The organism is Pontibacter kalidii (assembly GCF_026278245.1).
GTDB classification, from domain to species: Bacteria; Bacteroidota; Bacteroidia; order Cytophagales; family Hymenobacteraceae; genus Pontibacter; species Pontibacter kalidii.
On record NZ_CP111079.1, the window covers coordinates 3,730,176 to 3,742,752 of the forward strand.

A 12,577-nucleotide genomic window follows, 5' to 3' on the forward strand; every position below is an offset into this window, starting at 1 on the left:
AAGACATGGCAAGTGTAAACAAAGTAATCCTGATCGGAAACCTGGGCAAAGACCCGGAAGTACGTCACCTGGAAGGTGGTGTGGCTGTTGCCCGCTTCCCAATCGCTACGTCCGAATCCTTCAAGGATAAGAGCGGACAGAAGCAGGAGCGCACCGAGTGGCATAACATCGTAGTATGGAGAGGCCTCGCCGAAGTGGCGGAGAAATACCTGCGCAAAGGCAATTCAGTGTACATTGAAGGACGTATCCGCACGAACAGCTACCAGGACAAAGAAGGCGTGCAGCGCTACAGCACCGAGATCGTGGCCGATAACATGACCATGCTCGGAGGCCGCAGCGACAATGGCGGCAGCGGCGGTGGCAACTACCAGGAATCCTCTGCGGCAAGCGGCGGCAACTATGCCGGCGGCGCAACGGCCGATAAGGGCAGCAGCCCGGCTGGCGGGTTCCAGAACGACGAGCCAGACGACCTGCCGTTCTAACCTATGTTTCATTAAACAGAACAATCTTGGAAAGTACAGATCCCGGAGACCCCCTGAGTTATAGTTTACTTCAACTTTTACAGAGTTCCCTAACTCAACTCAGATTTGAATACCTGGCTGCCATAGCAGGCGGCCTGACCTTATTGCTGCTCTCGGCCCTGACCTCAGGTGCCGAGGCAGCATTTTTCTCTCTCTCGGAGCAGGAACTAGAGCAGTGCAAAACAAGCAAGCGCCCCGCTGAGCAACGTGTGTACCGCCTCCTGCAGAACCCGCGCAAGCTCCTTACCACCATCCTTATTCTTAACAACGGCATCAATGTGGCCATCATCACGCTGTTTGCCTACGTGGCCTGGCAGGTGTTTGGCACCATGGATTTATCGGCAGGCAATTTGGCCATGTGCATGCTATTTGCCACATTCTTCATCGTTTTTTGCGGAGAAGTGCTGCCAAAAGTATACGCCCAGAAGCACCGCATGCCACTCGTGCGCCGCATGGCCGATGTTTTAGATAAACTACAGGTCATCATGCGCCCTATCTCCTGGCTCCTTATCTCCATCAACGAGCATATGGAGCGCAAGTACATCATCCGGGGTTACAACCATACGATAGAGGAACTGCACCACAGCCTGGACGTGGCCCTGATCAATGCCGACACCTCACCGGAGGAGCGCAAGATTCTGCGTGGCGTGGTGAACTTCGGAGCCATCTCGGTGAAGCAGATCATGCGCCCGCGCATGGACATTGTGGCTTTTGATACCTCCATGACACTGCCCGAGTTGATGCCGCAGATTGTGGAATGGGGCTATTCGCGGGTGCCGGTATATTCCGATAACACCGATCATATCGAAGGGATACTTTATGTGAAGGACCTGCTGCCGCACCTGGGCAAAGGTGCTGATTTTAACTGGCAGCAGCTGGTGCGCCCGCCCTTCTTCGTGCCGGAGACCAAGCGTATCGCTGACCTCTTCCAGGATTTTAAAGAAAAGCACGTGCACATGGCCATCGTGGTGAACGAGTATGGCGGCACGATAGGCCTGCTTACGCTGGAGGATATTGTGGAGGAGATAGTGGGCGAGATAAACGATGAGTTCGATGACGACGATGATATCATTTACTCTCAACTCGACGAAAATACCTTTATCTTTGATGGCAAGACCTCACTGCATGACTTCTGTAAGATAGCTGAGGTGCCTTTTGATGCCTTTGACGAGGTAAAGGGCGAAAACGAGACGGTGGCCGGGCTAATGTTGGCGCTATTTTCAAGAATTCCGAAGGTGGGCGAAAGCGCAGCGTTTGGCCGCTTCCACTTTACGGTAGAGTCGGCGGACACAAAGCGCGTAAAACGAGTCAAGATCAATGTCGCAAGCAAAAAAGAACAGTACCATAAAGTTAGCTAGCCTGAAGGCATTTATGTGGGTAGCCCTTGCTGCCGGCGCTTTGGCCTGCAGCAGCACCGCAGACTACACCCCGAAGCCCAAAGGCTATAACCGCATCGACCTGCCGTCGCAAACGTACCAGCAGCTGCAGGAGGCGCACCCGTATACGTTCGAGTATTCGCAGCATGCCAAGATTCGCCCCGACTCTTCCGGCATCGCGCAGCCGCACTGGATCAACATCATCTACCCCAGCCTCGGCGCCAACGTGCAGCTAACCTACAAGGGACTGGGGAATGATGCAAAGAAGCTGAACGATCTGGTGGAGGATGCCCGCAAACTTACCTCCAAGCACCAGATAAAGGCCTATGCCATAGAAGAGGCGGAGATAAAGATACCGACCGGTGATGTGGCGGCTGTGTTTGAATTGGAGGGCGAGGTGCCAAGCCAGTTCCAGTTCTACGTAACCGACTCCACTGACCATTTCCTGCGCGGCGCTTTATACTTTAGAACTGCTACCCAAAACGACTCGCTGGCTCCGGTGATCGAGTTTGTGAAAAAGGATATCGTGCATCTGCTGAACACGCTGGAGTGGAAGGAGGAGTAGTTATTGGTTAGTAGTTATTAGTTGTTAGGGAGGTAAGTATAAATCATGGACCTCGCAGCGTGCGCAGCTCCTGCGAGTGTCTAGCGATAGTACCAGGTCCAACCACCCCTACCCCTCCTTGTCTAAGGAGGGGAGCCTGTAATTACTCTTGCTGAAGTATAAGCTTTATAGCCACAGTTCTCCTGCGGACAGGTCGCGACCTATCCCTACAAAGTATAAACCCACCCCTGAAAGCTATGCTCGCTAGCTCAAAACTCACGTTTTGGCTAGTCCAGAGGAGGGGAATTTAACCTCACCCCAACCCTCTCCTAAAAACAGGAGAGGGAGCTATACCTGCTACTTTCTCTGTCATCTCAAGCAGGGCGAGAGATACCTATCCGAAATTCTAAAGAGATCTCTCCCAAAGGTCGAGATGACAGCAATAGCTGTGGCTATCGAACTGAACCCAGTCCTTGGGTTGAGCGCCTTGTAGATTTCCGGTTTCGCTTTAGCGAAATTGCGGAGACCGCAGGTCAAGCAAAGGAAATGTACACCGCGCGATGCCCGAGGACGAGCCCTCTCGGGCTTGAGAGCTCCAAAGTATGAGGTGAAACAAGTTGGTTGTAAAGCCGTGGAGGAACAGCAGCTAGCAAGTATAGCTAGGTTCAGGTTAAAGCAAGCGGCGGCTAGGAAAGTATAAACCAGCAAGTATAAAGTATGGCCAAAGTATAAAAAGACACGGGCTGCAAGCCCGCGCCAGCGGAAGTATAAACTGGCAAGTATAGCTCAAGTATAAGTATGGCTTTGCAAGCCAGTCGAGTCACAAACTTGACACCATAGTAGGACACCAGTCTGAAGACTTGCGCCAGAGCATAACCCTCAATACTCAGAGACATCACAAACATAAGTATACTTACCAAGTATAAAGCCCTGCCAGCACTTACACCTGTCGGGGCTTTTGCGTATTTTTGTATTCTATACTTGCCATACTTTCACCCGATAGCAAGCCAATGACTGGGAGCAACTTCTTCAACACCAAAATAGAATTCCTGAAGGGCGTGGGGCCGATGCGGGCGGAGCTGTTGCAGAAAGAACTCCGCATCTTCACCTACGGCGACCTGATCCAGCACTACCCTTTCCGCTATCTCGACCGCACGCAGTTCTACAAAGTAAGCGAGTTGGACGAGAGCATGCCCTACGTGCAGGTGCGCGGCCGCATCCGGGGCAAAGAGGTAATTGGCGAGGGCCGTAAGCAGCGCTTGGCTGCCACCCTGGTGGATGAGAACGGTGACCAACTGGAGCTGGTGTGGTTTAAGGGGGTGAAGTGGATGCAGAAGACGCTGAAGAACCACACCGACTACATTGTATTTGGTAAGCCCACCGAGTTCAACGGCAGGTTCAATATGGCGCACCCGGAGCTGGAGGAGCTGGCTGAGGAAAAACAAACGACTTCTTTTCTGCAGCCGGTCTACAATACCACAGAAAAGCTCAAGGCCCACCGCATCGACAGCAAAGTGATTGCTAAAATGATGGAGCACTTGCTGAAGGTGGCGCTGCCGCAGGTGCAGGAGTCGCTGTCGCCGGAGCTGATTGATACCTATAAGTTGATGGACAAGCGCAGCGCCTACGCCAACATCCACTTCCCGGAGTCAGCAGACAAGTATAACAAGGCCAAATTCCGGCTAAAGTTCGAGGAGCTTTTTTACATACAGCTGCGCCTATTCCGCCAGAAGGTGGTACGCAAGGCTGATTTGAAAGGGCAGATCTTCAATCAGGTGCCTACCCTCACCGAATTTTATAAAAACCACATGACCTTCGACCTGACCAACGCACAGAAGCGGGTGGTGAAGGAAATCTATGGCGATTTAACAGCGGGCAAGCAAATGAACCGCCTGCTGCAGGGCGATGTGGGCTCGGGCAAGACCATCGTGGCCTTTATCACGATGCTCATTGCGGCCGACAATGGGGCGCAGTCGGTGCTGATGGCTCCGACCGAGATTCTGGCAGACCAGCATTATGTGGGCCTGAAGCAATTTGCCGACCGCTTAGGCATTAACCTGGGCAAACTAACAGGCTCCACCAAAGCCAAAGACCGCAGAGTGCTGCACGAGCAGTTGCGCTCCGGCGAAATGAAGATGATCGTGGGTACGCATGCGTTGCTGGAGGACGTGGTGCAGTTTCAGAACCTGGGCCTGTGCATTGTGGACGAGCAACACCGCTTTGGCGTGGAGCAGCGCTCGAAACTGTGGCGCAAGAACCCGCGCATCATCCCGCACGTGCTCGTGATGACGGCCACCCCTATTCCCCGCACCCTGGCCATGACCTTATACGGCGACCTGGATGTGTCGGTGATCGATGAGCTGCCAGCCGGCCGTAAGGAGATCGTGACCGTGCACCGCTTCGATTCGCACCGCCTGCGCGTGTTCCAGTTTGTGCGCGACCAGATAAAGCTGGGCCGCCAGGTATACATTGTGTACCCGCTCATTGAGGAATCGGAGCAGATGGAGAACTACAAGGACCTGATGGATGGCTTTGAGAGTGTGCAGCGGGCGTTCCCGGAGTACAAGGTAAGTATGGTACACGGCAAGATGAAGCCGCAGGACAAAGACTACGAGATGCAGCGCTTCGTGAACCACGAGACACAGATCATGGTAGCCACCACGGTGATTGAAGTTGGTGTGAATGTGCCGAATGCCTCGGTAATGATTATCGAGAGTGCCGAGCGCTTTGGCCTCTCGCAGTTGCACCAGCTACGCGGGCGCGTGGGCCGAGGTGCCGAGCAGAGCTACTGTATACTTATGACAGGCTATAAACTGAGCAAAGACAGTAAAACCCGCCTCGAAACGATGGTGCGCACCAACAACGGTTTCGAGATTGCCGACATTGACCTGAAACTGCGCGGCCCTGGCGATCTTATGGGCACGCAGCAGAGCGGTGTGCTGGACCTGCTCATTGCCGACCTCTCCAAAGACGCGCCTATACTTCAGGAGGCCCGTGCCGCCGCCCAGCGCGTGCTGCACCAGGACCCACAGTTGGAGCAGCCGGAGCATGCCAACATCCGCCGCCATATCCAGTCGCTGAGCGCCAATACTGTTAACTGGAGCAGGATCAGCTGAGGGAGTTTGGGAGTTGTTAAGCTAAGCCAGAACGGCTTTACACTTTGAACTGCTGTACTTTCCCCAAAAAGTGTACCTTTGCTCCGTCTGCGGTACTCCGGTAAAGTATAACCGGGTTTAAAAAGGAACCGTGTGAAACTCACGGGCTGACGCGCAACTGTAAATAACGAGAACTTGCTGCTTTTGCAGGTCCATTGTCCGGCACCGGATGAGAAGGACGGCAGCAAGGTTATAAGCCAGGAGACTTGCCACAGACACATACACGCATGCTTTCGCGGTACAAAGCCTGTGGACGAAGTATAGCCAGCGGCAGCGACCGCCTTTCAGCTGTGCCTTCTCCCCTACCTTTTCTCCGCGCAGCCTGCACTGTATTCGAGAGCGTGCCGCAAAACAACAACCATACGTACGGCTGTCTCCGCTCCGTCAGCAGAACCATACTTTATTTAGATACTATGAATTTACAGGAACGCATCGCGCAGTCGGAGACCCGCATATTTAAAGCTGTTTTCCCGAATACTACGAACCATTACGATACGCTTTTTGGCGGCACAGCCATGCAGCTTATGGATGAGGTAGCCTTTATCGCTGCCACGCGCTTTTGCCGCAAGCGCGTGGTTACCGTGTCATCCGACAGAATAGACTTCACTCAGCCTATACCGGCAGGCACCATTGTGGAACTGGTAGCCCGCGTCGTGAGTGTCGGCAATACCAGTCTGAAGGTACAGGTGGAGATCTTTGTAGAAGAGATGTACTCTGATGTACGCACCCAAGCCGTGAGCGGGAGCTTTGCCTTTGTAGCCATAGACGAGCACAAGCAGCCGGTGCGGGTACTACCCGAGGAAGTACAAGTATAGATGGCTTGTTTCCCTGAAGTTCCACGCGAAACAATAGCTGCAGGTTAATATTGCAGTTGTTTGTACTTTGGGTGAGTAAAATCCGGTATATTAGGTAGCACAGTTATGCTTATCCGCCTACCGTTGGTTGGCTAAACGTAATGGTTGCTTGTATCTGGCAGTTGGGCGGCATTTGAAATAAAAAAATGTGGTAAGAGTAATTATAGATAAGTTAGGTACTGGTCATAGTGATCTGTTTCTGAAGATTGACAACTTCCAGACTTTTTCAAAAACAGGCGATAGCTATTACTTGCTTGACTTTCTCGAACTAACAGAAGAACGTCTGGAAGAACGGGATGTAAACAAGCAGGACGCTCTAAAATATGCAACGAGTAAACTTATCAACTATTGGAATAGCCGCATTGGGACAGAAAGTAAAGAGATTTTCCTGCCTTTTGATTTCCAAGATGAATATGTGGGTGGGCTATTGCTAAAAGTAACAGAGGAAGGCTTTGTTACAAAGTATGTGTATAGTGACAGGATTCATGGTTACGAAATCAACCAATCTGTTTTTGACAAATTGATTGAAGAAAGGAAGATTGAGTTCATGAATGAAGAACCAGTTGAGTGGCTTATTTCTTATGAGCAACTTCAAAAAGGTCTCAGTTGGTCGTTAGAAGAATTGAAGAAATAAAAAACGTACGCACAACACGGCACTGTCTCTATACTCAGCTGCGCCTCGTTCGCAGCCAGTACTAACTGTTGGCACGTATAGCCCCTTAACAAACATGAGGCAAATTCTCTTAACTTCGGTTTTCTTTTTAGTTACTCTGACCTTGTTAGGTCAAGATCTTAAAGCATCGTTAACGCAGAGCCTCGATGAGTTGAGTGAAATGAATGTGCTTCCGGGATTTGCTGTCTCCGTGATTAGTCCAGATAGTGTACTCTACACGCAGGCCTTTGGATTCTCTGACATTTCCAGCCAAAAACCATTCACCGAAAAAACGATCCTCAACATTGGCTCCGTGAGTAAGACTTTTGTTGGCTTAGCCTTGATGAAGGCGGTAAGCGAAGGTAAGTTGAGTCTGGACTCGGATATCAATGATTTTTTACCCTTCAAGGTCCAGAACCCCTTTTACCCCGACCAGCCAATCAAGGTAATTCACTTAGTCACCCACACCTCCGGGATAACTGACCGGGAAGAGATATACAAGCAGACCTACACAAAAGAACTGGATGTAGATGCATATAAAAGATTCCTGCAGGAGTACCTGAGCAGGACGGGGGCAAACTATTCTGAAAAGAACTTCCTAAGGCACAGGCCAGGAGAATGGCAGGAGTACAGCAACATCGGTTCAGCCCTGGTGGCTTTTGTGGTGGAGGGTGCCACTAAGGTGCCTTTTAGTGAATACACCAAGAGGCATATTACAGAGCCGCTGGGGCTAAGCTCGACCGGCTGGTTTTTTAGAGACATCCCGATGAATAACCATGCTGTTCTATACAGCGCTGGCCATAAACCCATTCAGCTTTATTCATTGTTGACATACCCTGACGGCGGGTTAAAGTCTAATCTACATGACTTGAACACGTATCTGCAGGAAATCATGAAAGGCAGTGCCGGCAGTGGGAAAATTCTAGGAGACTCTTCTTACAACATGTTGCTCGCCCCTCAGTTCGGGGACAGCCTCAACCCCAGGAATATTAATCCTAAAGAACCTAATATCGGAGTGTTTTGGGTGCACAAGCGAAATGGAGAAATAGGGCACACAGGAGGTGACCCAGGTATAACAACTTTCGTTTTCTTCAACCCAAAAACTGCCACGGGAAGAGTATTTGTAACCAACACACTGCTTGAAGAAGATAAACAGGTTGAAGTGTTTGCCAGTATATGGCGGCTTCTAAAAGCGTATGAAGAAAAATTACTGCTGCCAACTAAAGCAAAAGCACATTAAAACATGCCTTAGCCCAGTTCGGCTACCCACAACAAACATTCAAAGCCTCCGTTTTACCTCTACCAAAAACCCATACCACCCGTGAAGAAGCAGTTTACACCACTTTTTATACTTCTGTGCCTGCTCTGCCTGCCGCAGGCTGTACTTGCCCAATCCAAAACCAGGGCAGCCGTAGACTTTAATTACCAGCCCAACCCCGAGGCCGACCACTATAACCAGCGCCTGCCTCACAAATCCATACCCGTGGGGCAGAACGAGTTTATACTTCTGAACCGCCAGGGCGATGGCAAGTATACCGTGGAGAAGTATAACGCGGACCTGAAAAAGCTGTGGGCGGCGGAGCTACCGATGGCTGCGGGCGAGGAGGTGGAGAGCTTTACGGCCGGACAGGAGGCGGCGCTGGTGGTAACGCACCGCAAAGAGGGCCAAAACCAACTGCTGCAGGGGTACCGCATTAACCTGAAAAACGGACAGCCGGAGAAGCCGGTGCAGCTGCTGGAGGCTCCTTCTAAAGGCCGCAGAGCCGGAGTGGCGGTGTCTGCCGATGGCACGCAGGTGCTGGCCTACCGCTTCCATACCGACAATAGCTTCCAGATACAGCGCATCAGCGGCACGTTGTACAACGGCAGCCTACAGAAGCAGCAGGACGCAACCTATGACCTGAGCGACCTGCGTAACATCCTGACAGCGGACATAAAAGTAGGAAACGGTGGCGAGCAATACGTGAACCTGATCTCGGACCAGATGAACCGCCTGAGCGTGCGGCAGTACAAGCCAGGCAGCAAAAAAGCGCAGGTGATGTCGGTATTGGTGGGCGGTGTGTTTGAGGGCAAGAAAGTATACATCCGCGATACGCGTTTCGAACTGATGCCGGACGGGCAAATGTATGGCGCCGTGCTGACGGCCGACGAGAAGAGCGGCGGCTACTACAGCCTGAAAGCCGTGAAGTATGATTTCGAGCAGGAGGACATGCGCTTCGCCGAGGAGTATAAATTTACGCCGGAGTATGTGCAGAAAGTAAACACGCTGGATAAAACGAACAAAAGCAACGCGTTGCAGGACATCTACCTGACCGACCTGATCCTGACGCCGGAGAAGCAGCTGCTTATACTTGCCGAGAAGAAGTATACCGAGGGTGGCGAGGATGCGCCATACTTTGCCAAAGAGCTGCACCTGTTCGCCTACGATGAGTACATGACCTTCGACTGGAACTCCGTGCTGATGAAGCAGCAGCAGGCTCCGGCTTCCGAAGGCTTCACCAGCATTTCCTATAGCTCGCACCTCAACGGCAACACGCTAAACCTGCTTACGCTGGAGGAGCTCAACGGCAAGTATGATCTATACTTGCGCCAGATCAATACCAATAACGGGCAAGCTACAGCACCGCAGGAGCTGCGCCTGGGCATCCCTAACGATAAAAGACCAGCGTATGTAAAGGACTACACCGCCTGGCTGGCCGATAAAAATATTGTTACGGTGCTGCGCGGTGGCAAGAAAGCAGACAAGCTGCAGCTAAGCCGCATCGAGATAAAGTAACTATAGCTTTAACTGCTGCAGAAAGCGAGAGCGCAGGTTCTCGCTTTTTTGTTTCTCCCGCATTTTTCGGGTAAAGGAGGTCAGCTGCAACAGCATGTGCGAGAAGCCCACGTAGTTCACAATGTCCACATACATCTGAAACTCCTTGCGCGAGCCGTCCAGCACACCCAGCTTGTCTACTTTATAGGTATTCATGGCCGACCACGGCATCCAGCGCACCACCTTTTTATGGCGCAGCATGTAGCGGTTTATGGCCACCTCCAGCTGGTAGCATTTCAGTTGCTGCCTGAGCACCTGCCGCAGGTCGGCGGTTCTGAGAATACGCTCTCCGGATAACAGCACGTCGCTGCGGTACCATTTCACAAACCAGGGCGAGTTAATGCGCCGCATGATGATCATATCTACGGAGGCATACTTTTGATACGCTTCCAGGGCAGCCTCCAGTTCATACTTTCGCAGGTCCTGCAGGTCGGCATCCATCATCAGCAGCACCTCGTGCCGCACATCCTTCAAACCATACTTTATGGCTGCCGTTTTTCCCATATTCTGCAGCAGGCGCACCACCTCCACCTCAGGCCAGTGGCGCTGTATGTAGTCTGCCGTGCCATCCGTAGAGCCGTCATCCACACAAATAACCTGCGTTATATATTTTACATTGATAACCACCTGCAGCACCTGAGCAATCCGCTCGCGCTCGTTGTAGCAGGGTATAAGGCACGTCACTTCCATAGCTATGCTTGTTTATAAGTTGGGCGCTTTTAAGTGAATACGTAAAACTGCCCCCCGTCTTTGTCCCTATACTTAAAAACCAAGCAAGCAGATGCGTTTAGGCGCAAGTGCAACAAAAAAGGCTGCTACCTAAGGTAACAGCCTTTTTTAACTATAAATGGTCAGAAATTAATACACGTACTCGTTTGCCTCGATCAGGGCGGCGGCTATGCGGCGGCGCGCTTCCTTGGTGTTGTAGAGGTCTTTTTTGGTAAAACGCTTCAACCCCATGAACAACAGGCGCTGCTCGTCGCCTTCCGCCATAGACGCAATGGCCTCCTTGCCAGCTTTGAAGGCAGTGTCCACGGCATCGTTCACGGTTACCCGCACGATGTCGATCTGGTTGGCTACGGCCTCCTCTCCTTTCTGGCCCACCAGCTTCTCCACGCGCAGCAGCGTAGACTCCGCCACGTAGGTCTTAATAGCCATGTCGGCAATGTTCATCAGGATCTCCTGCTCCTTGGCCAGCGAGTCCATATACTTCTGCACCGCCGTACCGGCCACCATCAGGATAGCTTTCTTCAGGTTCTTGATCGCCTTGTGCTCTGCTGTGAACAGGCCCTCTTCTTCTTCCCCAAAATCCGGAATGGCCATCAGCTCCTGCTGCACCGCCTGCGCTGGGCCCATCAGGTCCAGTTCGCCTTTCAGGGCTTTCTTCAGGATCATGTCTACGGTGAGCATGCGGTTGATCTCGTTGGTGCCCTCGAAGATGCGGTTGATGCGGGAGTCGCGGTAGGCGCGGTCCATCGGGTAATCGGCGGAGAAACCGTAACCCCCGTAGATTTGCACGCCTTCGTCTACCACATAATCTAATACCTCAGAGCCTTCTACTTTCAGCATGGCGGCCTCTACGGCAAACTCACGGGCGGCACCTAGCAGCGCCTCGTTCTCGTTGGCACCACCAGCCATCAGCTCCTGCTCTTTGCGGTAGATATCCATACCACAACGGTACAGCGCCGACTCCACCGCATAGATGCGGATTGCCTGCTCTGCCAGCTTATACTTGATAGCACCGAACTTAGAGATCGGCAGCTTGAACTGGTGGCGCTCATTGGCATACTTCACCGACAGGTCGGCTACTTTTTTGGAGGCACCCAGCGTAGCCGCGCCCAGTTTAATTCGCCCAATGTTGAGGATGTTAAAGGCAATCAGGTGGCCTTTACCGATCTCGCCCAACACGTTCTCCTTCGGCACTTCACAGTCCTCGAAGAACACCTGGCGCGTAGAGGACCCCTTGATACCCATTTTATGCTCCTCGTTACCCAGGCTCAGGCCCTTAGATCCTTTCTCCACGATAAAGCCCGTGAATTTATCACCGTCCACCTGCGCGAACACGATAAACACATCCGCAAAACCGGCGTTCGTGATCCACATTTTCTGGCCGTTCAGGATGTAATGCGAGCCCGCTTCGTTCAGAACTGCCTTGGTTTTAGCCGCCAAGGCGTCAGAACCAGAGCCCGGCTCCGTTAAGCAGTAAGCCGACGTCCACTCGCCGCTCACCAGCTTCGGGATATACTTGTTCTTCTGCTCCTCGGTGCCGAAGTATAAAATGGGCAGCGTGCCGATACCCGTATGAGCAGCAAAAGCAACCGGGAACGAGTGTCCACCACCTACAGCCTCCGTTACCAGTAACGAGGTATTAAAGTCCATATCCAGGCCGCCGTACTGCTCCGGAATAGACACAGCGAACAATCCAAGTTCCCCGGCCTTTTTCATGAGTCCTTCCATCAGGCCTTCCTCGTGGTTATCCAGGCGGTCGAGCAGCGGGTACACTTCCTCGCGCACAAAATCCTTACAGGTCTGCGCCATCATTAGCTGCTCCTCGTTAAAGTCAGCAGGGATAAAGACATCCTGCGGATTGGTCTCCTTTATCAGGAATTCACCACCCTGGATAGCGGCTGTTTTTTTATCTGTTATATTTTCCATGTTTT

The 12,577-nt window shown here is 52.1% G+C and carries 11 protein-coding genes and 1 riboswitch; of the genes, 8 read left to right on the forward strand and 3 right to left on the reverse strand.

The genetic code is table 11. The features are described from left to right. The first annotated feature begins 5 nt into the window (after nt 1-5). From OH144_RS15505 to gldD, 3 genes are read left to right on the forward strand one after another with little or no spacing between them, the layout of a single operon-like run. Entirely contained in the window at nt 6-482 is a 477-nt protein-coding gene (locus tag OH144_RS15505) for a single-stranded DNA-binding protein (RefSeq protein ID WP_266203181.1), read from the forward strand. A gap of 26 nt (nt 483-508) precedes the next feature. After that, a complete protein-coding gene (gene gldE / locus OH144_RS15510; RefSeq protein WP_266203182.1) occupies nt 509-1,879 on the forward strand; it encodes a gliding motility-associated protein GldE in 1,371 nt (456 codons plus the stop codon). A gap of 13 nt (nt 1,880-1,892) precedes the next feature. After that, nucleotides 1,893-2,462, forward strand: coding sequence for a gliding motility lipoprotein GldD (gene gldD / locus OH144_RS15515; protein WP_266206350.1), 570 nt, complete (start codon nt 1,893-1,895; stop codon nt 2,460-2,462). A 665-nt stretch (nt 2,463-3,127) separates the two neighbouring features. Here gldD and OH144_RS15520 read toward each other — a convergent pair. After that, entirely contained in the window at nt 3,128-3,337 is a 210-nt protein-coding gene (locus OH144_RS15520) for a hypothetical protein (RefSeq protein WP_266203183.1), read from the reverse strand. 114 nt (nt 3,338-3,451) lie between these two features. On the opposite strand from OH144_RS15520, the gene recG reads away from it, so the two are divergent. The 5 genes from recG (at nt 3,452) to OH144_RS15545 (ending at nt 9,878) form a co-directional block, all read left to right on the forward strand. Then, nucleotides 3,452-5,557 carry an ATP-dependent DNA helicase RecG gene (gene recG, locus OH144_RS15525; RefSeq protein WP_266203184.1) on the forward strand — a complete coding sequence of 702 codons (2,106 nt, stop codon included), beginning with the start codon at nt 3,452-3,454 and terminating at the stop codon, nt 5,555-5,557. A gap of 73 nt (nt 5,558-5,630) precedes the next feature. After that, nucleotides 5,631-5,824, forward strand: a riboswitch (cobalamin riboswitch). A gap of 185 nt (nt 5,825-6,009) precedes the next feature. Beyond that, complete coding sequence (locus OH144_RS15530) at nt 6,010-6,411, forward strand: acyl-CoA thioesterase (RefSeq protein WP_266203185.1); 402 nt, start codon at nt 6,010-6,012, stop codon at nt 6,409-6,411. A 187-nt stretch (nt 6,412-6,598) separates the two neighbouring features. Beyond that, entirely contained in the window at nt 6,599-7,084 is a 486-nt protein-coding gene (locus tag OH144_RS15535) for a hypothetical protein (protein WP_266203186.1), read from the forward strand. Nucleotides 7,085-7,178: 94 nt separating this feature from the next. Further along, nucleotides 7,179-8,342 (forward strand): serine hydrolase domain-containing protein, encoded by a 1,164-nt coding sequence (locus OH144_RS15540; RefSeq protein ID WP_266203187.1) that lies wholly within the window; start codon nt 7,179-7,181, stop codon nt 8,340-8,342. Nucleotides 8,343-8,423: 81 nt separating this feature from the next. Then, nucleotides 8,424-9,878, forward strand: a complete 1,455-nt coding sequence (locus OH144_RS15545; RefSeq protein WP_266203188.1) for a hypothetical protein — start codon at nt 8,424-8,426, stop codon at nt 9,876-9,878. Here the strand turns inward: OH144_RS15545 and OH144_RS15550 are convergent, their stop codons facing one another. Further along, a complete protein-coding gene (locus tag OH144_RS15550; RefSeq protein WP_266203189.1) occupies nt 9,879-10,607 on the reverse strand; it encodes a glycosyltransferase family 2 protein in 729 nt (242 codons plus the stop codon). Nucleotides 10,608-10,775: 168 nt separating this feature from the next. Then, nucleotides 10,776-12,572, reverse strand: coding sequence for an acyl-CoA dehydrogenase family protein (locus OH144_RS15555; RefSeq protein WP_266203190.1), 1,797 nt, complete (start codon nt 12,570-12,572; stop codon nt 10,776-10,778). Between the last annotated feature and the right edge of the window lie 5 nt (nt 12,573-12,577).

Bases quoted from the DNA above. Each gene is read 5' to 3' on its own strand.
- OH144_RS15505 (WP_266203181.1), top strand. From the start codon at position 6: ATGGCAAGTGTAAACAAAGTAATCCTGATCGGAAACCTGGGCAAAGAC.
- gldD (WP_266206350.1), top strand. From the start codon at position 1,893: ATGTGGGTAGCCCTTGCTGCCGGCGCTTTGGCCTGCAGCAGCACCGCA.
- OH144_RS15520 (WP_266203183.1), bottom strand. From the start codon at position 3,337: ATGTCTCTGAGTATTGAGGGTTATGCTCTGGCGCAAGTCTTCAGACTG.
- recG (WP_266203184.1), top strand. From the start codon at position 3,452: ATGACTGGGAGCAACTTCTTCAACACCAAAATAGAATTCCTGAAGGGC.
- OH144_RS15530 (WP_266203185.1), top strand. From the start codon at position 6,010: ATGAATTTACAGGAACGCATCGCGCAGTCGGAGACCCGCATATTTAAA.
- OH144_RS15540 (WP_266203187.1), top strand. From the start codon at position 7,179: ATGAGGCAAATTCTCTTAACTTCGGTTTTCTTTTTAGTTACTCTGACC.
- OH144_RS15550 (WP_266203189.1), bottom strand. From the start codon at position 10,607: ATGGAAGTGACGTGCCTTATACCCTGCTACAACGAGCGCGAGCGGATT.
- OH144_RS15555 (WP_266203190.1), bottom strand. From the start codon at position 12,572: ATGGAAAATATAACAGATAAAAAAACAGCCGCTATCCAGGGTGGTGAA.